General features: G+C 56.5%; 17 protein-coding genes. 6 read left to right on the top strand and 11 right to left on the bottom strand.

Annotated features, from left to right (window positions below):
- Nucleotides 1–4: 4 nt before the first annotated feature.
- From AB1A64_RS03750 to gntH, 6 genes are all read right to left on the bottom strand, one after another.
- Complete coding sequence (locus tag AB1A64_RS03750) at nucleotides 5–1594, bottom strand: ABC transporter permease subunit (RefSeq protein ID WP_366550182.1); 1590 nt, start codon at nucleotides 1592–1594, stop codon at nucleotides 5–7.
- Entirely contained in the window at nucleotides 1587–2624 is a 1038-nt protein-coding gene (locus AB1A64_RS03745) for a glycine betaine/L-proline ABC transporter ATP-binding protein (RefSeq protein ID WP_366550181.1), read from the bottom strand. Before AB1A64_RS03745 ends, AB1A64_RS03750 begins: the two co-directional genes overlap by 8 nt.
- A 77-nt stretch (nucleotides 2625–2701) precedes the next feature.
- Complete coding sequence (locus tag AB1A64_RS03740) at nucleotides 2702–3652, bottom strand: glycine betaine ABC transporter substrate-binding protein (RefSeq protein ID WP_366550180.1); 951 nt, start codon at nucleotides 3650–3652, stop codon at nucleotides 2702–2704.
- 393 nt (nucleotides 3653–4045) lie between these two features.
- Complete coding sequence (locus AB1A64_RS03735) at nucleotides 4046–5296, bottom strand: HupE/UreJ family protein (protein WP_366550179.1); 1251 nt, start codon at nucleotides 5294–5296, stop codon at nucleotides 4046–4048.
- The gene (locus AB1A64_RS03730; protein ID WP_366550178.1) at nucleotides 5293–7050 is read right to left on the bottom strand and encodes a hypothetical protein; all 1758 of its coding nucleotides are present in this window, start codon (nucleotides 7048–7050) and stop codon (nucleotides 5293–5295) included. The genes AB1A64_RS03735 and AB1A64_RS03730 overlap by 4 nt, the downstream gene beginning before the upstream one ends.
- 129 nt (nucleotides 7051–7179) lie before the next feature.
- Nucleotides 7180–8508: a guanitoxin biosynthesis MBL fold metallo-hydrolase GntH gene (gene gntH, locus AB1A64_RS03725; protein ID WP_366550177.1), complete on the bottom strand. Its 1329-nt coding sequence runs from the start codon at nucleotides 8506–8508 to the stop codon at nucleotides 7180–7182.
- A gap of 210 nt (nucleotides 8509–8718) precedes the next feature.
- Here gntH and AB1A64_RS03720 point away from each other — a divergent pair, with 210 nt between their 5' ends.
- On the top strand, nucleotides 8719–10029 hold the full coding sequence (locus tag AB1A64_RS03720) for a tetratricopeptide repeat protein (RefSeq protein ID WP_366550176.1): 1311 nt from the start codon (nucleotides 8719–8721) through the stop codon (nucleotides 10027–10029).
- 155 nt (nucleotides 10030–10184) lie between these two features.
- Nucleotides 10185–11054 (top strand): bifunctional allantoicase/(S)-ureidoglycine aminohydrolase, encoded by an 870-nt coding sequence (locus AB1A64_RS03715; protein ID WP_366550175.1) that lies wholly within the window; start codon nucleotides 10185–10187, stop codon nucleotides 11052–11054.
- A 174-nt stretch (nucleotides 11055–11228) separates the two neighbouring features.
- Here AB1A64_RS03715 and AB1A64_RS03710 read toward each other — a convergent pair whose 3' ends face one another.
- From AB1A64_RS03710 to puuE, 3 genes are read right to left on the bottom strand one after another with little or no spacing between them, the layout of a single operon-like run.
- Nucleotides 11229–12653, bottom strand: a complete 1425-nt coding sequence (locus tag AB1A64_RS03710; protein ID WP_366550174.1) for a nucleobase:cation symporter-2 family protein — start codon at nucleotides 12651–12653, stop codon at nucleotides 11229–11231.
- Nucleotides 12654–12707: 54 nt separating this feature from the next.
- Nucleotides 12708–13193, bottom strand: a complete 486-nt coding sequence (locus AB1A64_RS03705; RefSeq protein WP_366550173.1) for an ureidoglycolate lyase — start codon at nucleotides 13191–13193, stop codon at nucleotides 12708–12710.
- Complete coding sequence (gene puuE / locus AB1A64_RS03700) at nucleotides 13190–14602, bottom strand: allantoinase PuuE (protein ID WP_366550172.1); 1413 nt, start codon at nucleotides 14600–14602, stop codon at nucleotides 13190–13192. Before puuE ends, AB1A64_RS03705 begins: the two co-directional genes overlap by 4 nt.
- Nucleotides 14603–14749: 147 nt before the next feature.
- Between puuE and uraH the strand changes: the two genes are divergently transcribed.
- Nucleotides 14750–15103 carry a hydroxyisourate hydrolase gene (gene uraH, locus AB1A64_RS03695; protein WP_366550171.1) on the top strand — a complete coding sequence of 118 codons (354 nt, stop codon included), beginning with the start codon at nucleotides 14750–14752 and terminating at the stop codon, nucleotides 15101–15103.
- Between the two features lie 8 nt (nucleotides 15104–15111).
- Here uraH and AB1A64_RS03690 read toward each other — a convergent pair whose 3' ends face one another.
- On the bottom strand, nucleotides 15112–16029 hold the full coding sequence (locus AB1A64_RS03690) for a LysR family transcriptional regulator (protein WP_366550170.1): 918 nt from the start codon (nucleotides 16027–16029) through the stop codon (nucleotides 15112–15114).
- A 101-nt stretch (nucleotides 16030–16130) separates the two neighbouring features.
- On the opposite strand from AB1A64_RS03690, the gene AB1A64_RS03685 reads away from it, so the two are divergent.
- On the top strand, nucleotides 16131–17363 hold the full coding sequence (locus AB1A64_RS03685; RefSeq protein ID WP_366550169.1) for a urate hydroxylase PuuD: 1233 nt from the start codon (nucleotides 16131–16133) through the stop codon (nucleotides 17361–17363).
- 58 nt (nucleotides 17364–17421) lie between these two features.
- On the opposite strand, the gene AB1A64_RS03680 is transcribed toward AB1A64_RS03685, so the two are convergent.
- On the bottom strand, nucleotides 17422–18330 hold the full coding sequence (locus AB1A64_RS03680; RefSeq protein WP_366550168.1) for a LysR family transcriptional regulator: 909 nt from the start codon (nucleotides 18328–18330) through the stop codon (nucleotides 17422–17424).
- A 156-nt stretch (nucleotides 18331–18486) separates the two neighbouring features.
- Between AB1A64_RS03680 and xdhA the strand changes: the two genes are divergently transcribed.
- Nucleotides 18487–19950: a xanthine dehydrogenase small subunit gene (gene xdhA / locus AB1A64_RS03675; RefSeq protein ID WP_366550167.1), complete on the top strand. Its 1464-nt coding sequence runs from the start codon at nucleotides 18487–18489 to the stop codon at nucleotides 19948–19950.
- Between the two features lie 15 nt (nucleotides 19951–19965).
- Nucleotides 19966–22284: a xanthine dehydrogenase molybdopterin binding subunit gene (xdhB, locus tag AB1A64_RS03670; RefSeq protein WP_366550166.1), complete on the top strand. Its 2319-nt coding sequence runs from the start codon at nucleotides 19966–19968 to the stop codon at nucleotides 22282–22284.
- The last annotated feature ends 2 nt before the right edge of the window (nucleotides 22285–22286 follow it).

The raw sequence follows: 22286 nt of genomic DNA, 5'->3' as shown, positions 1-22286 counted from the left end.
TTGTTTAGAGTTTCTCGTCTTCTCGCCGGAAGGCACCTTGCACGATCCGGTCCATGACCATGGCCAGGAACAGGATTGCAAAGCCACCCAGTAGGCCCGGACCCTTGGCAGCGTATTGTAGCGCCTCAAGGATTTCCTTGCCCAGACCACCGCCGCCGATCAGCGAGATGATCACCACCATCGACAGACACATCAGGATAGTTTGGTTGACCCCAGTCATGATCGACGGCAAAGCCAGCGGGATTTCCACATCCTTCAGCAACTGCCACTTGGACGCGCCAAAGGCGACGGCTGCTTCTTTGATGCTGTCAGGAACCCCGCGCATCCCCAGAGCGGTCAGGCGGATCACCGGTGGCATGCCAAAGATGATCGTGGCCAGAATGCCCGGCGGGTTACCCGTACCAAAGAAGGCGATGATCGGAATCAGGTAAACGAATGCCGGAAGCGTCTGCATCAGGTCCAATACTGGTTCTGCCGCGCGATAGGCGCGTTTGGATTTGCCGAACCAGATGCCCAGCGGGATGCCGAACACAACGCACAACAGCACGGCTGCACCGACCAGCGCCACCGTCTCCATCGCCACATCCCAGTAACCCAACAAGGCGATATAAGCCAGCGAAGACGCGGTGAAGATTGCCACGCGCGGCCCCGCCGCACGCCATGCGGTCACGCAGATAACCAGCATAACAACCGGCCACGGAGACCCGATCAGCGCAATGGTCAGCGCATCCAGAACGGTGCGAACGCCGCTGACAATCCCATCAAAGACATCGCCCCCCGCAGCTGCGGCGGCATCGATCTGCGCCTCCATCCAACTGGCCAGGTTCGAGAACAGTGTTCCTTCGCCTGGGCCCAGAATGATCTCGGAAACCTGATCTTCGGGAAACGCGTCCAGCAAGGGCAGCGATGCGTTCACTGTGAACTTGTAGACGATCAATGGCGCAATCGCGGCCACCAGAATGGCACCCATCACTGTGTTGCGCGTGGACCGGCCGCTTTCCGTACTGGCCGGATCCGTCCGCCATTTGGAATACTGCTTTTCATAGACCCGATCCGCGTAGACTCCTTGAACCAGTTTGAAGAAAAGCAGCATCAGAAGACCGGTGATCATGATCCCTGTCGCCTCGGACTGCATTGCCTGCGCCTGCGCCAAACTGTTATCCGCGGCCTTCTGGATGTTCTCTGCCAGACGGTTGAAGCGGTCGATATCGGCTTGCTCCGTGGCATCGGCCGCCCGCCCCAGCAACTCGTTCGCGCGGGCCTGCTGGCGTTCGGCCCGTTCGGCCAAGTCGGCCCCGGGATTGCCCCAGGCCCCGCGTCCGATCTGAACCCACGCGATGATTTCCAGGATCAGGAATGTCCAGAACATGCCCCAGATCGCCCGCGACGCCGACCAGAACGGCCCCAGCACCGCTGCCCACAGGTTGAACGTGTTCGGAACCGGGCTGGTCGCATCATGGATTTTGTGGAAGGCATTGACGTAGTAATCACCGCTCGGCCCGACGAAATCGTGAATGGACTGGTCCAGCGCCTCGCGGTCGACCTCGATATCTGAGGCGGCCGTTACTTTGACCTCTGTGGTTGCATCAGTCATTTTTGCCCCCCTGAATTCCGCGCAGCAGGCGTGGTTTGGTCACAACGCCCACATCGGCACCCGCGTCGGTGATGATCACTGGCATATCCGTATTGACTGCCAGGTCGATCAATTGATCCAGATCCGCCCCTTCGTCTGCACGTGGCGCGCCCTCGGTCGGGCCCGAATAGCTTTCCATCGGTTCCATGATCGAATGCGCCTTGACCAGTTTGAGCTTGGAGATGCCCTGCACAAACTCGCGCACATAGTCGTCCGCTGGGTTCATGACGATGTCTTCCGGCGTTCCGATCTGAACGATCACGCCGTCTTTCATGATCGCAATCCGGTGACCGATGCGAATAGCTTCGTCCAAATCGTGAGTGATGAACAACGTCGTCTTCTGCAACTGTGCTACCAGCGCCTTGAACTGATCCTGCAATTGCAGGCGGATCAGCGGGTCAAGAGCCGAAAACGGTTCGTCCATCAGCAGAATTTCGGGGTCCGAGGCCAGCGCCCGGGCAATCCCCACCCGCTGCTGCATCCCGCCCGACAGTTCTTTGGGCAGGCGATCCTCATATCCGGTCAGGTCCACCAGACCCAGCGCGTGATCGGACACCGCCCAGCGTTTCGATTTGGAAACCTTTCGAATTTCAAGCGGATAGGCCACGTTATCGCGCACCGAACGGTGCGGCATCAGCGCCATATGCTGAAACACCATCCCGATCTGCTGTGCCCGAATGCGCCGCAGTTCGTTTTCGGAAATCTTGGACACGTCGTGCCCAAGAATTTCGATCTTACCTGCGGTCGGCTCGATCAGGCGGTTCACGTGCCGTACCAGCGTCGACTTGCCCGAGCCCGACAGGCCCATGATGCAAAAAATCTCACCCCGAGGCACTTCGAAGGTGGCACCCTGCACACCCACGACACAATTGTATCTTTCCAGAACTTCGGGCTTTCCGATGCCCTCGTTCCGCACTGCGGTCATGGCTTCTTCGGCCCGTGCGCCAAAGATCTTCCAGACATCCGTCAGTTTTACGACTGTTTCTGTCATTTTTGTCCCTTCGATGCAGAACAGGCCGCCGGTCAACTCCGGCGGCCTGTCCGAGTTTCAGCCCTGATTGGCGTCACTCACTGTGACATCCAGCCCAAAACGGCATCTTCGTTGGCTGCCACCCACTCTTCCGCATAGGCTGCAGGCTCTTTGCCTTCGATCACCAGCGCATAGGTCATGGCGGAAACCGAGTCGGTATCCAGCTTCATGTTGGCCAGCAATTGGGCAACCTCGGGATATTCATCCTCAAGAGCCTTTGCATAGTGCAGGTGCAGATAGGCCAGATCCCAGGCTACACCGGCCTCGGATTTCTCAAGCCAATCCGGATCGTCGGTGGGCTGAAGCACGTTCCACTTGGACGCGTCATAAGCCGGCTCTTCCAGAATCTGCATGTCATGCAGGGCAAACACGTAGTGTGGCGTGTAGCAGAACCCGACCCACGGGTCGCCTGCCTTGATCGCATTGTCGAGATTCGCATAGGCGACGGTCTCGTCAATCTCGGTCAGCTCCATAACCTGATCGTAGCCGTATGACTTGGCCCGGATTTTCTCGACGTTGGTCGAGGCCCAACCCGGCGCACCGATCCAGACCTCACCCTGGCCGTCACCATTGCTGTCGAACAGCGCGGCAATGTCGGGGTTGGTCAGATCGTCGATCGAGCGGATATCGTTGGCATCCGCAGTGGCCTTGTCGACACACATGCCCTGGAACGCTTCAACACCATTGGGGTTGAACGCAACGGTGCCTTTGTCGGTCACATAGGTGTCGTGCAGGTTCTGCTGGTTCGGCATCCAAACCTCGGGGTGAACGTGCATCGCGCCCGAATCCATCGCTTCGAAAACGATTGGGTTGGTACCGTTCTGCAGTTCGACCTCAAGCCCAAGGTTCTGTTCAATCGCTACCTTCAGGATATGCGCTGTCGCATTCACCGAGGGCCAGTTCGGCACGCCGATCACGATGTCCGCAGCCATAGCAGGCCCGGCGATCGCCATTGATGCGCCTCCCAGTAGCGTTGCAAATTTTTTCATCTGATATCTCCATGTTGGTCGTCTTTAGTGCTTATTGTTGTTCCCGGTCTGACCGAGACGCACCTTTCGAACAAATGCCGGAAAGCCGAATTACCTATGTTTCGGGTAATCGACCTGCTTCTCCGGGATTGCCCGAAAATTCAAACATGCCAGCACGCCGCCCATCAAGAGCTTCGCGCAACAATTTTCTTTATACGACATTATCGTAGGTTAGTTTCGCTTTTTTGCAAATCGGTTGGCTGTGACGCCCGAAGTTTTCGCATGAAGGCTTCTGGCATAGCTTTGTCGATTTTGTTTCGGAAGAAAACCACCGTAACGATATCCACGAAACGGTTGCGTTTCACACTGTTGATCCCTTGGCGCTGTGCATCGCGACCGCTAGGGAAATGCGCATCACAGGAAAAATTCTGCCCGTTCCACGACCCAGACCATCGCGATCAAGCTGGCACAGACTGCGACTGCAGCACGAGAGCCTATCCAGACACGACCCGGCTGTTTGCGCAAAAACAGAACCAGCGGCCAAACCAGCACAACAATCATCAACTGCCCAAGCTCGACACCGACATTGAAAGCCAGCAAGCTGTGCCACACGTTTGGCGCGTCCACCCGCAAGATCTGGTGCAGCATGAAGGAAAATCCGAATCCGTGCAGCAGGCCAATGCCCGAAGTGATCGCAAAAGCCTTCAGGTCCCCGTGTTCCTGGTCAGGAGGTCGAACAGCCATCACAGCCGCGTAGATGATCGACACTGCAATCGCCAGCTCGACGGTCGGGATGAACCACGCGCCACTGGGGGCGATACCAAAAAACCCAAGGATCAGCGTCACCGTATGGCCAAGGGTAAAGCCGGTAACGCGCGCCAACAGACTTTTCAGGTTCAACGCGCCGATGATCATGCACAGCACGAAAAGCACATGATCGGGACCTTCCAGAATATGCCGGATACCTTCGACCACAAAGGTCGAAGCCGCAGCGGTGGCCGACCCAGACACAGAGACCGGATCATGCATCAGTCCGGTTGCCCGGAAGGTTCGGATTTGCCCGTTATTGTAGTCGAGGATCAGGTTCGCTGTTTCGTCTTGCCCCGGCAGACCAGGGTTTGATCTGTGGGAAAGGCTGTAGGTGCCCACAGGCCCAGCGGCATAGCGTATATGCAGGTCCAGCATGACGTCGCCTACGTAGGTCTCGCCAACTGCTGTTGGATACACGTCCCCTGCGGTGGTCGCATCTTGCGCCTCTGCGAGGGTTGCAAAGCCCGGCTCGGACCCCAGCGGGTACAGGCGCATGGACATTACGGTTGCGGGTTGGAGCTGCCCCATGACGGAAAGATTAACTGTGTCAGCCGCCAGAATGGCCAATCCATCAGGATCTCTCAGCAATGCGGCTTGATCCAAGTAATGCATCAGCGCGCCGTCTTCGATCTGATTGTAGGTATAGGGCGCAGGAACACGCAGCCTGTCCCGCCCTTCGGGCCCGGCTAGTTCCGCCACCAGATAAGACAAGGGCATGCGCAGATAGACGTCCAAACCGTCCTCAGAATGCGTCACGTGATGCACCCGCACGTTCTGATTCAACTTGAAATGCGCAAGCACCGGGTGACTAAGAAAACCGAAAATAGCCGCTAGAAAAATGAAAACAGGCCTCATGAGTTGCCTCCCGCCGATAAGGGTTGGGGGTCAATTCGGGCTTCGAGAATGGTCAGGCCTGACAAAAACCACGCGTCGGCATCATGTTCGACATCCATCAACGCGCGATACGACACGGTGCGGCGATGCATGTGCCCCCAATGCCCGCCAGTGACCAAGGCATCCCAACGTGCCAGAATTCGATTACCGCCACCCGCCAGGGGTTCGATGCGTTCCACGATCAGCCCGTCGGTCGATTCTATCTGAGCCGTCGCCCCCGATGGCAGAGTCACGGACAATCCCCTACGGATTTCCGTTTCGACGTCTTTCAGCGTTTCTGCCATGGCAAACTTGCGCAATGCCTTCGACATCTGCGGGTTGTGCGTTTCCAATCGCGCAATAGCCAGGTTTGAAACGATTGCTCCGGTGACTTGCGCTGCCGCGGTTTTATCCGAAAGAGTTTTGGTCGGAGTTGTCACCTCGACCGTCATTGTTTTCAGAGCGCCGGAGGCGAGACAGATTAACAGGGCGGCAGCCGCCCACCCCTGCCAGTGATGCGAACGGTTTCGCCAAGCAAACACCGCAAGAAACGCCGCGACAATAACAAGACCGAATGACAAAAGCGGCACTGAAATGGAATGCATTGCGGCGACTGTAACAGGCTGAGTTCTGGGTTCGCTCCACTTAAGGATATAGTTCTTCCAAGCGATGTCAGGTGCATCGCGGGTCACTTGGCCGGGCACGGCACCGGCGGGATCTGTGAATTGAACCGGAATTTTGTCTGTCTCTTCGGTGAACAATTCCCATTTCAGGGAAACATTATTGGGCAACGCATTGCGCGGGTATGACAGAACAATGCCCAGAATGGCGGTGGCACGGTTTGTTTCCGACGGGTTTTCCAGAACTTTCAATCCTTCGACACCGACCGACAGCTGCGCAGCTTTTGCCGAGCTGGGCAACGCAACCGAACCGTCAATTGTCAGCGGATTGCTGTGCGAAAACAGATTGATAGCCTGTTGCTTGACCTTTGCCATGGCGTTGGCATCAAGTAGCGTTTCTTCGCCTAGGTTGAGATCAAGCCAGCCCTCCAGATCGCGCAGGCGGAAGATCACTTCGTGCCGAACCTCGCGCGGTTCAACGGACACGAAAGACATCAGCGCTGATTGGTGGTGCCGGGTCAGGTTCGGATTCTCGAACCTGCTGTACCAGGGATCGTTCCAGTTAGGGTAAAAGACCTCGGACCGGGACAGGTAACGGTAATCAGTCACAGCTACGCCAAGGTGATCGAAAATCACCCCGATGGCCGCAGTTGGAATTCCGTCAGACGTGAGCGGCGGCTTAAAGGTTATTTCCGCTGGTTTGTGATCAAAAGGATAATCAAGAACAACATACACAACCTGGGCAGAACGCTCGTCTTGCGGGGCCAGGCCATAGCTTGGCCGGAAAGCCGTTACTCGGGGTTGTCTTGACTGAACCTCAAGGTGAACCGTTTCAGGCTTAAGCGCATCGCCATCGGCAAATACCGCGAAGGCCTTGCCTGTACGTTCAGACAATTTGCTTGCCGGATCTTCACCCTGCGGGGCTTGCGCCAGAAATCCATGCACATCGCCCAAATCAATTTCCAACGCGACCCGGACCCGATCTTTCAGCACCGAGATTTCTGCAAAGTTTGCCGCGGTTTCTGCACCGTTCGCCGGCAACAGGTCGGCGCGCGTGATCAGCGGGTGCGAGATCAGAAAAACCGTCAGTATGATCAAACGCTTAAGGTTGGTCATCAGAGGGGCCTCCTATGCTGGATCCGCTCTGTGCTTCTTGCTCCAAACCCGAGGTTCAGCCTGAAGAAAAGAAGCACAGAGACCGGCGCCAAATGGCAACGCCTACAAGCGCCGGTTGGTCTTGAGGGATTATTTGGGTTCTGATTTTTCCGGGTAAGGGAAGTCCTGTCCCAATACTTCGCTGGCTTCTTCGTAAATCGGTCGCAAAACATCTTCGACGTTCCAGACACCACCGGCGACAAAGTCGCTAAAATCCAGCGTCTCTACACCCAGCTTGTCAGCCATCGCGGTTTTGTCTTCCACATTTGGCGGCTCTGCCGGGGCGGCCAACGGGGGGGCCCATGTCCGCTCCTCGGTCGCGGCCATACGAACGACTATGTCGTCCTTGGTCACGTTCCAGACCATAAAGTCCTCTGACAGGCTAAGCGGGCCGTCATAGGTGGACCGGATGCGTTCATACACGCCGTTGACCGTGTCGAAGTCATTGAAGAAGTGATAGGCGACGGCCATGCGGGGCTTGATCTCACTCATGACCTTACCGAACGCCTCGGGAGCGGTGTGCACCTGCGTGCCAACCTGCAGGGCTGATTCCGGTGTGAACTTCATCTTGCTGACCAATTCGGGCACAGCGATAAAGCATTCATGGATGACCAGATCCGCATCCCTGGCATATTCGACGAACCATTTGTTGGGGTAGGTATCCGAGCTGAATACGAACTTCAGATCATTCCACTCCAGCGCATAGCTGACCGAGCCATCAATGGAATGGATTGCAGGAAACGTACGGATGACAACGCCGTTTTCCTCGTAAATGGGCTCATTCTCAAGTTTGTAGTCAAACTCGGTTACATCCATGACATAGCCACGGAAGTCCACGTTTCCGGCCCGGCCCGCCAGGTCCCACGATAGCATTTCCTGCATACGGTCCAACGCATAGGCCGTGCCAAGTTCCGGCACCGCGCCACTTGGCCCCCACACCCGAAGGGGAACATTGCGCCCCATCAAGGCACCACCGATGAACAGGTCATGCAACGCCCCGAAATGATCGGTGTGCAGATGCCCTATGAACACTTTATCGAGATAGTTGTACGGGATTTGCAGCGAAGAAATTCGCTCGGCTGAACCCGACCCGATATCGAACAGGAACTTGTCGCCATTCCCAAGCTCGACCAGGAAACAGGCTGCGGCTTGCGCGGCGCGGGTCGTTGGCATTCCGGTTCCACAGGCAATCACCCGCATTTCGTCCGGTTTCAGGTCCTCACTGTTTGGGTAATACGTATCTCTCTCCCTCGCCTTGACCGACGACACCTCGGGTGTCTCCTGCGCCAAGGCTATGGAAGGGCCGAACGTGTCACCAAGGATTTTCAGCCCTCCGTTCGGGGCAGCCAGCCAGAACCCAAACGTCACCCCAGCGGCCAAATAGACCGAGTACTTCAATAGCCGTTTTCGTCCATTCATGATTTGCACTCCCTTGCTGAAATCGCCCACAGCTTTGGCGTAAAAGAAAAATCGTCGTCGGCAGGGCATCGCGTGCGATGCAAGGTCAGTGTCCCGCAGGTTTTTCTTCGAGGTAACGGAATCACGGTGACACAGGGGTGACTCACGCAGATTTCAGGTGCATTATTAAATTTGAATACGATCTGAAAACCTTGCAAACATAGGGGTTTAATGGCGTCAGATATTCGAAACACCGAAAAGACCAACGCAATGCAAGCGGTTTGCGACAGTGAACTTTTCACCCATCTGGACCGCCTTTGTGCCTTTCTGAAATATATCGTCACAGAGGAACTGGAAGGCCGCGGCGCGCTTATCATGGGCAAAACCATCGCCCAGGATGTCTATGATCGGGACCCTGCCGAGGAAGGGGACATAAACAATGTCGTCCGGGTGGACGCGCGACGCCTGCGGCAAAACCTAGAACATTACTACGACACGGCAGGATGCACTGATCCCGTCAGGATTTTCGTCGACACAGGAGGGTACAGGCCGCGCTTTGAACGGGTTGCGATTGCCTCGTCTGATATGGGTGAGAACCCTCGTCGTACCTTCGGGTGGGCGGCACTGTCCTTTGTTGTCGGAACCGGGATCGGTATCGGTATTGCACTCATCGGTCTGGGGGAAATTTCCGAACCTCAGGTTCAACAGAGTACTCAGATTCCTACGAAGGACTCGTTGAGGCGTCAGGCCGTGATCGAACAATCGGCGTCTTCTCTGCAGGCCATGAACTTGGCTGATCAAGCCAGAAGCATGATGTTTCCCATCTTTGACCGCCCGCGCCAACAATTGGTGACAGAGGTATTCCGCCGCGTCATCGAGTTGGGCCCTGACTATTTCGGGGGCTATGCGGGGGCAGCTCAGGCGCTTGCGACCCTTGCCATAATGACACCGCCGGGGCCTGAAAAATCCGCGCTGACCAGTGAAGCCCTGGCCATGGCGGATAACGCGCTGCGTCTGGCACCCGCTGACCCGTGGGCCCAGTCCGCCCAGGCATGGGCCAAATTCGCGAACAGAGAATATGATGAGGCCATGAGGATATCGAAAAGGGCCGTGGCATTAGCGCCTAACGATGAACATGTTCTGGACATTCACGGCTCGATCGCGCTGTTCTCCGGTCACTTTGCCGAAGCCGCGCGCCATGCGGAAAAAGCCATGAACGGTGGCCGAAGCAACCAAAGATTTGCGAACCGCAATATATTTGGCGCCGCGAATTTCCATCTTGAAAACTACCAAACATCCCTGGATGCCTTTTCGGCAGCCGCGAGTTACGGGGACCCGATCAGCGCCCCCTCATTCGCCTATCAGACCGCCGCTCTTTACGAATTGGGTAAAACCAAAGAGGCCGCGCGCAAATATGCCGAGTTAAAAAATTCATGGCCCGATGCAGATGTGGAAAAAATGCTGACCGGCATTTTCAAAGACCCGTCACACGCAGAAAAGGTCATCAAAAGCATGAAGGCTTTAGAAAGCAATCCAAACTGATCCATTTGTCCAAAGGCAACTGCCTTTGGGCGAGGCAGGCTTTGACAGCGGGCACTTTCAAATCTTTTCGAATAGAGCTGTCGCCTCTTTGCGGGTGGTCCATGGGTGTCACCGGCGCATATTTTAGAGCAAACGGTTATTCTTCAGGAGCATACATGAACACCAAGTATTTCGCGCCGCACGGGGGCCATCCCGGGCAGGACCAACTGTTGACTGACCGCGCTGTTTTTACGGACGCTTATGCCGTCATTCCCAAAGGCACCATGCGGGACATCGTGACCAGCTTCCTGCCGTTTTGGGATGACACGCGCTTGTGGGTGATTTCTCGCCCATTAAGCGGTTTTGCTGAAACGTTCTCGCAATATATCATGGAAGTTCAGCCAGGTGGGGGCTCTGACCGGCCGGAAGTCGACCCCGAGGCCGAAGGCGTTTTGTTCGTTGTCGAAGGAACAGCAACGTTGAACATCGAAGGCGAAACCCACGAATTGACCCCTGGTGGCTATGCCTATCTGCCCTGTGCAAGTGAATGGACTCTGCGCAACCACGCTGAAGAAACGCTGCGGTTCCACTGGATTCGAAAAGCCTATGAGGTGGTCGAAGGGCTGGATAAGCCTGATGTTCTGATCCTTAACGAAAACGATATCGAACCAACAACCATGCCTGGCACGGATGGAAAATGGGCGACAACGCGCTTTGTCGACCCAAGTGATTTGCGGCACGACATGCATGTCACGATTGTCACGTTTGAACCCGGTGCGGTCATTCCATTTCTTGAGACGCATGTAATGGAGCACGGCCTCTATGTGCTCGAAGGCAAAGCTGTTTACCGGTTGAACAATGACTGGGTCGAGGTTGAGGCCGGCGATTACATGTGGTTGCGCGCGTTTTGTCCCCAGGCTTGCTATGCAGGTGGCCCGGGTAAATTCCGTTACCTTCTTTATAAAGATGTGAACCGTCACATGGCGCTGAGACCAGGATCTGTTGCCTACCCTCAGCATAAGCGCCTCAGTACGGCGGCTGAATAGCAACTAAATAGTCAGGAACATAGATGGGCCGTCTCGATTTCGGGGCGGCTTGATCGTTCGGCCTATGGATCCTCAAATCTGACCCGGGCAGTGGGATTTCCGAACAAACAAAAGCGGCGCGCCTTGGCACGCCGCTTTTTTACTGTGTCACGTGGAATGCCATTTCAGGCATCATTAGACGTGATCGTCATGTCCAATCGACCCCTGACCGTGCCCCGCCATACCACCTGAAACCTCTTCCGTTGCCTCGTCTGAAAGTTCCTCGGGCAGAATCAGGTTCAAAACAATCGCGATGACAGCGGCGGGGAGGATGCCCGATGTGGCCAAAACTTTGAATGTGCCAGGCAGATATTGAAGGGCGCCGGGCTCTAGCTGCAATCCAAGGCCAAGGCTCAGCGCAATCGCAAAGATCACCATGTTGCGGCGGTTCCAGTTCACGTCCGACAACATCGATACACCGGCCGCGACCACCATGCCGAACATCACGATCACGCCACCGCCAAGCACTTCGATCGGGATGGATGAGATAATCGCACCAATTTTCGGGATCAGACCACAAATGATCAGGAAGAGCGCACCTATGGTGACGACCATACGGCTCATGACCCCGGTCATGGCAATCAGACCGACGTTCTGGCTGAACGATGTATTCGGCAACGCACCAAACAGGCCCGAGATCGCGGTGCCGACACCATCGGCATAGGTCGCGCCCTGAATTTCCTTGTCCGTCGCTTCGCGCCCGGCACCCCCCTTGGTGATACCGGACACGTCGCCCACGGTTTCAACCGCTGATACAAAGGACATCGCGCAGAAACCGATGATCGCCGCGACCGAGAATTCGATGCCAAAATGCAGCGGGTTCGGCAGTGCAAAGGAGGCCGCGTTGCCAACATTGCCCAGATTCACCTGACCAAGTGCGAAGGCCACCGCGTAACCGACCAACAAGCCGATCAAAACCGCCGACACAGACAACATGCCTCGCGCAAAGAACTTCAGGCCAAGCGTAACCACGATCACAGTGCTGGCCATGAACCAGTTCAGGCCCGAGCCGTATTCTTCGGTACCGATGGCGGGCACACCCCCGGCGGCGTATTGAACGCCGACCTTCACAAGCGCCAAACCGATCATTGTCACCACAAGACCCGTCACCAGTGGCGGCAAAGCGAACCTAATACGTCCGATGAACAACCCCAGGAAGGCATGGAACAGACCACCGACAACAACGCCGCCCATTAGGACAGCAATGGCATCAACACCCTTTCCAACCACCAGCGGGATCATGATCGGGATGAAGGCAAACGATGTACCCTGCACGATGGGCAAACGGGCACCAACAGGACCCACGCCAATGGACTGGAACAACGTGGCGACGCCCGCAAAGAACATCGACATCTGGATCATATAGATCATCTGCGGAAAATCCGGGCTGTTCGAGCCGAACCCAAATCCAGCCGCGCCGCAAACGATGATGGCTGGCGTAACATTCGAGACGAACATCGCCAGCACGTGCTGAATGCCCAGTGGGACCGCTTTGATAAGTGGTGGTGAGTAATTCGGATCGCGGAGCTGCTCCGGCGTTCCGATGGTTGCATCTGACATTTTGTCTTTCCTCCCTTAAGAGACGTTGACCGGCTCCTCTTCCGGCCACGTTTCTCATTCCGTGATTGTGAAGGGCTCCTCGAACCAATGCTCTTCGAGGTTGGGCCCGGTTCCAATTCGGTCGACCACTGCAAAAAGCCCGGGCGCGTGAAGAGGGGTCAAAACCCCATGCCACGTGTTGCGGTGGTAATTCACGCCCTGCCCCGGTGCTGTTTTGAATGCGATAGGCTGTCCGGGGACTCCATCTTCGTCGGGCGCCACGACCACAACAAAGGGTTTGTCCGACAAGGGCAGAAAGGCCTGACTTCCATCCGGGTGTCGTTCGACCATGTCCAGTTTGATCGGCAGGCTGAACGCCTCGGACTGAAACACGCTGATCCCGGCGCGCCCGTCATGGAAATCCAGCGCGGCGCGGTCATGATACCGCGCGCACTTGCCCTGATTGATGTATTTGTCCACATCACCAGCCACTTCGATGACATCGCCGAATGGCGCAAAGGCCTCGGACGTCAGAGGGCTGAGCTTCAAAGCAGCTATCATACCGCGAACTTCTCGATCAGGCGCAGTTCCGCGATCCGTTCGACCTGGCGGCAGGCCTCGGCAAATTCGGTGTCGCGGTCGCTGTCGATACGACGGTTGAAGGCGTCCAGAATGCTGGCTTTCGTGTTGTCCTTGACCGCAATTATGAAGGGAAACCCGAACTTGGTTGTGTAGGCCTCGTTCAGCGCGGTGAACGTCGCGCGCTCTTCGTCGGTCAGCATATCCAGACCGGCCCCGGCCTGTTCGGCCGTGCTTTCCTTGGTCAGACGACCGGCTGCGGCAAGCTTGCCCGCCAGATCCGGGTGGGCAGTCAGAACACCCAGACGTTGTTCGGCAGAGGCCGTACGGAACACCCGCGCCAGCGCGTTGTGAACTCCGGCAGCATTGTCATGGGTCGGCCCAAGCTCCAGATCATACGCGCCTTCAGCAATCCACGGGCTGTGTTCGAATATGCCGCCGAATTCGGCAACAAAGGTGGGCTGGTCCATTTCGGACGGTGTGAGGCGTTGCATCGGGGGGTGTTCCTTTGCCCAGTGGTCGGCAATCTGTTCGCGCGTCGCGAACCAGACACCGTCATGTTTCATGAAATGCTCCAACGCGCGTTTCAGTGCCATGGCGCGGCCCGGTCGACCAATCAATCGGCAGTGCAGACCAATTGAGAGCATTTTGGGCGCACCAGCTTCGCCTTCGGCATACAGCATGTCGAAGCTGTCTTTCAGATAGCTTTCGAACTGGTCGCCAGTGGTGAACCCCGCCTGAATCGCAAAGCGCATGTCGTTGCAATCCAGCGTATAGGGCATGATCAATTGGTCCTTGCCACCCGCCTTTGTCCAATAGGGCAAATCGTCGGCGTAGCTGTCCGCGATATAGGCAAAGTCGCCTTCCTCGGCGGCCAGATCGACGGTGTTCATCGAACAGCGGCCCGTATACCAACCGCGCGGCGGCTGGCCCGTGACCTCGGTATGCAGGCGGATCGCTTCGCGGATTTGCGCGCGCTCTTCCTCCGGGGTCATGTCTTTGTGTTCGATCCACTTAAGGCCATGGCTGGCGATCTCCCACCCTGCGTGTTTCATCGCTGCAAGCTGCGCCGGTGCACGGGCCAAAGCAGTGGCAACGCCATAAACGGTTATAGGAGTGTCCTGCAAAAGCTGGTGAACCCGCCAGAATCCGGCGCGGCTGCCATATTCGTAGATCGTCTCCATATTCCAGTGTCTCTGACCGGGCCAAGGGGCGGCACCGGTGACCTCGGACAAAAACGCCTCGGACGCGGCATCACCATGTAAGATGTTGTTTTCACCACCCTCTTCATAGTTCAGCACAATCTGAACAGCGATCTTGGCATCATTGGGCCAGTTGGCTTTGGGCACTTGACCACCATAGCCGGTCATATCTCGTGGATAACGCGTCACATCAATTTCCTTCTTCTTGAAATGATGAATACCCCAGATAATCGACGATGTTTTTCAAAAAATACAACAAAGAGTTTCGGCCAGTCAGCCTTTGCCTCTTGGGGAGTATTCGGATTAGTAATTTCCAAGTTTTATAGAGAGGCGCAAATGTCAGGTTACCTAACTACACATGTTCTGGACACGGCGCGGGGGTGCCCTGCCGAGGGTCTGAAAATCGAACTTTTTCGAATTGAGGGGACTGGCCGTACATTGCTGAAAACCCTGGTCACCAATGACGACGGCCGCACGGATGAACAAATCCTGCCCGTAGCCGAGTTTTCATTGGGCGAATACGAATTGATTTTCTACGCCGGAGAATACCTGGACGCATCTGGCACTCCGCCCGAGGATCCACGTTTTCTGAACGTAATCCCAATCCGCTTCGGGATGTCCGAACAGTCGCATTACCATGTGCCGCTGCTTCTTTCGCCCTTCGGGTACTCAACCTATCGCGGCAGCTGAGCCGCCTTTTAGGGCGTGTTTGTCTCAGCAATCGTTGAACCAATACGCTCGATTATGAACTCCATGAACAGGCGTGTCTTGGGGTCCTGCATACGGCGGTGGGTAAACAAACACGCCATTTGAATCGGTTCCGGTGGTGTTTTAACCGCGACCGGAACCAAGGTACCGGCGCTGAGATACTTTGAAATCTCAAACACCGGCTTTAACGCGATGCCGTGCCCGGCCAGGGCCCAATCCGTCAACACGTCGCCATCGTCTGACTCGTACCGCCCTGAAACACGGAATCGCTTTGGTCCGGTATCGGTTCTCAAAAGCCACTGGAATTCAGTTGCACCGGGAAACCGCAGGCTGAGGCATTCATGCCCATTGGCGACAATATCGTCGCCACTTTCTGGCATCCCATGTTTCTTGATGTATTTCGGGGATGCACACAGAACCCGTTCCACGTCAGCAATCTTTCGAATGCGCAAATTGCTGTCTTCGGGCTGGCCAAGGAAGAAAGCCAAATCCAGGCCTTCGGTCGTGATATCCACGTTTCGGTCAGTTAATCTGAGCCGAACATTCACCTCAGGGTATTCAGCCAGAAATTTTGGCACCTGCGGTGCTATCAGACGCCGACCAACCCCTAAGGGGGCCGCGATATACAGCGATCCTTTGAGGTTCTCAGTGATATTGACGATTTGCGCTTCGGCGTTCTGGACGGCTTCAAGAATTTCTGTCGCACCCCGATAAAACGATTTTCCTTGCTCTGTCGGCGTCAAACTGCGCGTTGTACGTTGAAACAGACGTACACCTAGATGCTCTTCTAGCTGAGAGATTCTGGCCGACGTTACAGCCGGTGAAACCCGCAAATCGCGGCCCGCAGCAGACATGCTGCCCAATTCATAGACGCGGACAAAAGTGCGGATGTTATCGAAGTAGGACATTTTTTTGCATTTTTTGATACTGCTTGGTCTTTCGTAGCAATACCAGAGGAAAACTCTATCGCATAGAGTGCCGAAGAACTTAGAATCTTAGGAGCAATGCCATGTACGACTTGGCCGTAATGTGGGAGTGGATCGCCTTTTCTGTCCGCTGGCTGCATGTGATCACCGCGATGGCGTGGATTGGCGCGTCATTCTATTTTATCGCGCTGGACCTCATGCTGAAGCCGAACCCTGCCCTGCCGGACGGGGCTTATGGCGAGGAATGGGAAGTACATGGCGGCGGGTTCTATCACACCGTCAAGTACCTTGTGGCGCCCACCCGGATGCCGGAACACCTGACCTGGCACAAATGGCAGAGCTATACGACATGGCTGTCTGGTGCGGCTCTGCTGATGATCATCTACTGGGTCGGCGGTGAGCTGTTCCTGCTTGATCCAACCAAGGTGGACCTGTCGCTGTGGCAGGGCATCCTGATCTCAGGCGGATCACTGACCATTGGGTGGCTACTGTACGATCAGATGTGCAAATCCAAGCTAAGCGACTACCCGACCCTGTTGATGCTGTTGCTGTTCGTGATCCTGGTGATCATGTCCTGGGGCTATAACCAGATCTTTACCGGTCGCGCTGCGCTTTTGCATCTTGGCGCGTTCACCGCGACAATCATGACGGCCAATGTGTTCTTTCAAATCATGCCTAACCAGCGGATCGTGGTCGAAGATCTCAAGGCTGGTCGCACGCCGGACGCCAAATACGGCAAGATCGCCAAAGTGCGCTCGACGCACAACAACTACCTGACCTTGCCGGTCGTGTTCCTGATGTTGTCAAACCACTATCCGCTTGCCTTCGGAACCGAGTATTCATGGATCATCGCCAGCCTGATTTTCCTGACAGGCGTGACCATCCGCCATTACTTCAACACGATGCACTCAACCGGTAAGGGCCCGCACTGGACCTGGGCTGTCACGGTTATCCTCATGATCGTCATTGCATGGCTGTCTTCGGTCAGGCCAACTGAGACATGGGAAGATGCCGAAGCGCGCGAACTGACGCCATATGAACAGAAATATGCGTCAGCCGCCAGTTTCGAGGCCGCGTATGACACGGTGCTGGGCAATTGCTCCATGTGTCATGCGCGCGAGCCGGTCTACGGCACCATGAAATGGGCTCCTAAGAAGGTTTTCCTAGAAACACCCGGTGACGTTGCCAGGCAGGCCGACCAGATTTATCTGCAGGCCGGGATCAGCCACGCGATGCCGCCGCCATCAGCGGTTCAGATGGACGAAGAAGCACGCCAGACAATTGTTGCATGGATCAATGAGGTCAGGGATCAATAGCACCAACAGGTAAATTGGTGACAGGCAAACTGGGTTTTCATGCCCAGTTTTTTGTTTTTCAGCCCGGCACAAAAAAGCGTTTGCTGTGCTGCGCGATATGTTCGACGAACAGGCGCACCTTGGGATCCTGAAGCTTTTTATGTGGGTAAAGACACCCGAAAATCGTCGGCAATGGGGGTGTCTTCGGCAGGACCTCGACCAGCCTCCCGTCCTCAAGATAGTCCCGCACGTCAAAGCGTGGTTTGTTGACGATCCCCTTGCCCGCCAGCGCCCAGTCCGTCAGCACGTCCCCATCATCCGCATCGTATTTACCGTGAACTTCCAGCTTTCGCGGCCCCATGTCGGTGTTGAGGGTCCAGAAATATTCCGGCGACCTAGGATACCGCAGCAATAGGCAGTTATGGGGTGTGTGCAGCAGGTCATCCGGCGTATTGGGCACGCCAAAGTTCGACAGGTATTCCGGAGACGCACACAGCACGCGATCGCAATCCGCAAACTTCCGCAGTTTCATGGTGGAATCACCGGGCTCACCGATAAAGAACGCAATGTCCAAACCGTCGGCCATTATGTCCACCTTGCGGTCTGAAAGACGCATGCGAATCTCTGTTTCGGGGTAGAGTTCCGAGAATTCCGGCACCAGAGGCGCAACGATTCTACGCCCGACACCCAGCGGTGCGGTGATGCGAATGGCCCCTCGCGGGGCGTCGGAAAAGCTGGCAACGCGTGCTTCGGCGTGATCGATCGCCAGCAGAACGGCCTTGGCCTCATCGTAGAAAACCGATCCGACTTCGGTAGGAGTCATCGACCGGGTTGTTCTATTGAACAGCCGCACGCCCAAATGGTTCTCAAGCTCTTTCAACCGTTTGCTGGCCACTGCCGGGGTTAACCGCAGGTCGCGCCCACCGGATGTAATGCTGCCCAGCTCCATCACTCTGACAAAAACACGCAGGCTTTCGATGTACGACATTCGATCCTCTCCTCGCGGAAAGACTGCGCCATGACATTTTCTTTTTCAACGATATGTTGAAAGTATTTGCCGTTTCCGGTGATTTTAAGACTCAATCGTTGCGCCTATGGTCCCCCCGATCACCCACCTGAGAGGCAGGGGCATAGGGAGAATACCATGACGCATCGCACCGACATCCAATTTGTCCTGAATGGCAAGGATGTGTCCGTTCCAAACGTATCCGCAGACCAGACCCTTTTGGATTTCTTGCGGTTGGAGCGTCGGCTGACAGGCACAAAAGAAGGCTGCGCCGAGGGTGACTGCGGTGCATGCACCGTGCTTGTCGGGCGGCTGGGACGCAAAGGTTTGGCCTATGTCCCGGTGAATGCCTGCATCCGGTTTCTTGCCTCGGTCGATGGCTGTCATGTTGTAACAGTGGAGCACTTGTCCGGCCCGGACGGTCGATTGCACCCGGTTCAACAAGCGATGATCGAACATCACGGCAGCCAGTGCGGGTTCTGCACCCCGGGATTCGTCATGGCACTTTATGCACTGTGGATGCAGACACCGGAACCGACCGAGACACAGGTCGAAACCGCATTGCAGGGCAACCTGTGCCGCTGCACCGGGTACGAGCCGATCATCCGCGCCGCCGTTGCCGTCAGCCGCTATGGCACCCCGGCATCGGACTACCTGAATACCGAACGTGAAACCATGACCACGCGTCTGGCCGCGCTCAAAGACGGTCGGCGCGTGGTGTCTGGAACGGAAGACAACCTGAGCATTATCCCCTCCAGCGTAGATGATCTCGCCGAGTGTCTGCAGACCTATCCGAATGCCACGATCGTGGCCGGGGCCACAGATGTGGGCCTTTGGGTCACCAAATTCCTGCGCAACATCGGGCCTGCCATCTTCACCGGTCATCTCGAAGACCTGAAAACAGTCGAAAGACAGGGTTCCCTCCTCCTGATTGGTGCTGGCGCCAGCTACACCGATTGCCAGGAACTCCTGTCTGAACACCTGCCACACCTGTCCTCCTACTGGGATCGCATCGCAGGGTGGCAGGTGCGGAATATGGGAACAGTTGGCGGGAATATCGCCAACGGCTCGCCCATCGGGGATACGCCGCCGGTTCTGATCGCGCTTGGTGCAGAAATCACGCTGCGGCGCGGGTCTGAAAGCCGGACGCTGCCTCTGGCTGATTTCTTCATCGATTATGGCAAGCAAGATCGCCAACCCGATGAATTTGTCGCGAGCATCCACGTGCCCCTGCCCGGCCCCAACGATCTGAACGCGGCCTACAAGATTTCCAAGCGGCGTGACGAGGACATCTCCTCCGTCGCTGCCGGTATCCACATGACGGTCACGGATGGCACGATCAGCAATGCGCGCATCGCATTCGGCGGCATGGCCGCTACGCCCAAGCGAGCCGCAGCTGCCGAGGCCGCGCTAAACGGTCGACCCTGGTCGCGCGAAAGCATTGAAGCTGCCGCTGTGGCGCTGGCACAGGATTTCTCTCCTCTGACCGATTGGCGCGCATCCTCTGACTACCGGATGCTGTCCGCCCAGAACCTGCTGCGTCGGTTCTTCCTTGAGAACGACACCAAAACCGACACCCCCGTTCAACTGGCTTGCGCGTAATTAGGAGACGGCAAAATGAAAGATAACGTTTCCATCATTGGATCAGCCCACACCAACGTCAAACATGACAGCGCGATCAAGCACGTCACAGGACGGGCCGACTATACCGACGATATTGCCCAGCCCGAAGGCACGCTGCACGCGTATCTCGGTGTCTCTGACGTTGCTCATGCCAAGCTGTTGGACATTGATTTCTCCGATGTTCTGGCCACACCCGGTGTCGTCGGCGTACTGACCGCGGACGATGTGCCTGGGGTCAATGACATCAGCCCAACACATCTGAATGACGAGCCGGTTTTCCCCACCGATGCCATTCAGTTTCACGGCCAGCCTCTGTTTGCCGTGGTTGCCGAGACCCGCGACATTGCGCGCCGCGCCGCAGAACTGGCAAAGATCGAATACGAAACCCTGCCTCACGCGCTAGACCCGATTGCCGCGCAGGAGGCCGGATACCCGCATGTCACAGCCCCCCTCAAGCTGGAACGCGGCGACGTCGCCCCGGCGCAGGAAACTGCTCCGAACCGGATCAAAGGCCGCATGAGCGTTGGCGGTCAGGACCATATGTACCTCGAAGGTCATATCGCCTTTGCCATACCGGGCGAAGACGACGATGTGGTCGTGCATTGCTCGACCCAGCACCCGTCCGAGGCGCAGCATATGGTGGCGCATGTCCTGGGCGTGCCGTCCAACGCCGTTGTGGTCAACGTGCGCCGCATGGGTGGCGGATTTGGCGGCAAGGAAAGCCAGATGAACCTGTTCTGCGCGGTCGCAGCCATGGCTGCCAAAAAGTGGAACCGCGCCGTGAAAATCCGCCCTGACCGGGATCAGGACATGACGGCAACCGGCAAACGCCATGACTTCGTGATCGACTATGACGTCGCCTTTGACGACGATGGCCGCATTCAGGCAGTCGAAGGCAGCTTTGCCGCGCGTTGCGGCTTTTCGGCAGACCTGTCGGGTCCCGTGACCGACCGGGCGCTTTTCCACGCGGATAACGCTTATTTCTATCCGAACGTGCGCCTTAACAGCCGTCCGATGAAAACCAACACGGTGTCGAATACCGCGTTTCGCGGGTTTGGCGGCCCGCAAGGCGTAATCGCGGCTGAGCGGATGATCGAAGAAATTGCCTATGCCACGGGGCAGGACCCGCTGGATGTGCGCAAGGTCAATTTCTACGGTACCGAAGACCGCAACATCACCCCATATCATCAGGAGGTCGAAGACAGCATTCTCGACCGACTGATCGGAGAGCTGGAAGAGACATCGGAATACCGCAAGCGCCGTCAGGACATCATCGAGTTCAACAAGACATCGCCGATCCTGAAAAAAGGCATCGCGCTGACACCGGTCAAGTTCGGCATTTCCTTTACAGCGACCTGGTACAATCAGGCCGGTGCTTTGGTGCATGTCTACAATGACGGTTCGATCCACTTGAACCACGGTGGCACTGAAATGGGCCAAGGCCTTAACACCAAGGTTGCGCAGGTTGTGGCCGAGGCGTTTCAGGTTGATTTCAGCCGGATCAAGATCACCAAAACGACGACCGAGAAGGTTCCCAACACGTCGGCCACGGCTGCCTCGAGCGGGACCGATCTGAACGGTATGGCGGCGTTGAACGCGGTTGAGCAGATCAAGGCGCGTCTTGTGAAGTTCGCCGCCGAAACCTGGAATGTTGCCCCTGAAGAAGTCGCCTTCCATGCCAACCAGGTGCATATCGGGCAAGAGGTTCTGCCCTTCGACACATTCATCAAACAAGCCTATCTGGCGCGTGTGCAGCTGTCAGCAGCCGGGTTCTACAAAACCCCCAAAATTCATTGGGACCGGGCTAAGGGACAAGGCCGCCCGTTCTACTATTACTCCTATGGCGCGTCGTGTTCGGAAGTGACGATTGATACCCTGACAGGTGAATACCGGATAGAGCGTACTGATCTTTTGCACGACGTTGGACGTTCGCTGAACCCTGTGCTGGACAAGGGCCAGGTCGAAGGCGCATTCATTCAGGGCATGGGTTGGCTGACCACCGAAGAGCTTTGGTGGGACGACGCTGGCCGTTTGCGCACCCACGCGCCGTCGACCTACAAGATCCCGCTCGCATCGGACCGCCCCCGTATCTTCAACGTGAATCTTGCCGATTGGTCGGAAAACCGCGAGTTGACTATTAAGCGCTCCAAGGCTGTTGGCGAGCCGCCGTTCATGCTGGGCATTTCGGTATTCGAAGCGCTGTCAATGGCCGTGGCCTCTGTCGCTGAGTACCGCGAATGCCCGCGCCTTGACGCGCCAGCCACGCCCGAACGTGTGCTGATGGCTGTTTCGCGGCTGCAGGAGACGCTCTGAGC

This window comes from Ruegeria sp. ANG10 (genome assembly GCF_040705255.1).
GTDB lineage: Bacteria > Pseudomonadota > Alphaproteobacteria > Rhodobacterales > Rhodobacteraceae > Ruegeria.
Note: the sequence above shows the minus strand (reverse complement) of the source record. Positions and strands in the feature narration are given on the sequence as shown.

Bases quoted from the DNA above. Each gene is read 5' to 3' on its own strand.
- AB1A64_RS03750 (WP_366550182.1), bottom strand. From the start codon at position 1,594: ATGACTGATGCAACCACAGAGGTCAAAGTAACGGCCGCCTCAGATATC.
- AB1A64_RS03745 (WP_366550181.1), bottom strand. From the start codon at position 2,624: ATGACAGAAACAGTCGTAAAACTGACGGATGTCTGGAAGATCTTTGGC.
- AB1A64_RS03740 (WP_366550180.1), bottom strand. From the start codon at position 3,652: ATGAAAAAATTTGCAACGCTACTGGGAGGCGCATCAATGGCGATCGCC.
- AB1A64_RS03735 (WP_366550179.1), bottom strand. From the start codon at position 5,296: ATGAGGCCTGTTTTCATTTTTCTAGCGGCTATTTTCGGTTTTCTTAGT.
- AB1A64_RS03730 (WP_366550178.1), bottom strand. From the start codon at position 7,050: ATGACCAACCTTAAGCGTTTGATCATACTGACGGTTTTTCTGATCTCG.
- gntH (WP_366550177.1), bottom strand. From the start codon at position 8,508: ATGAATGGACGAAAACGGCTATTGAAGTACTCGGTCTATTTGGCCGCT.
- AB1A64_RS03720 (WP_366550176.1), top strand. From the start codon at position 8,719: ATGGCGTCAGATATTCGAAACACCGAAAAGACCAACGCAATGCAAGCG.
- AB1A64_RS03715 (WP_366550175.1), top strand. From the start codon at position 10,185: ATGAACACCAAGTATTTCGCGCCGCACGGGGGCCATCCCGGGCAGGAC.
- AB1A64_RS03710 (WP_366550174.1), bottom strand. From the start codon at position 12,653: ATGTCAGATGCAACCATCGGAACGCCGGAGCAGCTCCGCGATCCGAAT.
- AB1A64_RS03705 (WP_366550173.1), bottom strand. From the start codon at position 13,193: ATGATAGCTGCTTTGAAGCTCAGCCCTCTGACGTCCGAGGCCTTTGCG.
- uraH (WP_366550171.1), top strand. From the start codon at position 14,750: ATGTCAGGTTACCTAACTACACATGTTCTGGACACGGCGCGGGGGTGC.
- AB1A64_RS03690 (WP_366550170.1), bottom strand. From the start codon at position 16,029: ATGTCCTACTTCGATAACATCCGCACTTTTGTCCGCGTCTATGAATTG.
- AB1A64_RS03685 (WP_366550169.1), top strand. From the start codon at position 16,131: ATGTACGACTTGGCCGTAATGTGGGAGTGGATCGCCTTTTCTGTCCGC.
- AB1A64_RS03680 (WP_366550168.1), bottom strand. From the start codon at position 18,330: ATGTCGTACATCGAAAGCCTGCGTGTTTTTGTCAGAGTGATGGAGCTG.
- xdhA (WP_366550167.1), top strand. From the start codon at position 18,487: ATGACGCATCGCACCGACATCCAATTTGTCCTGAATGGCAAGGATGTG.
- xdhB (WP_366550166.1), top strand. From the start codon at position 19,966: ATGAAAGATAACGTTTCCATCATTGGATCAGCCCACACCAACGTCAAA.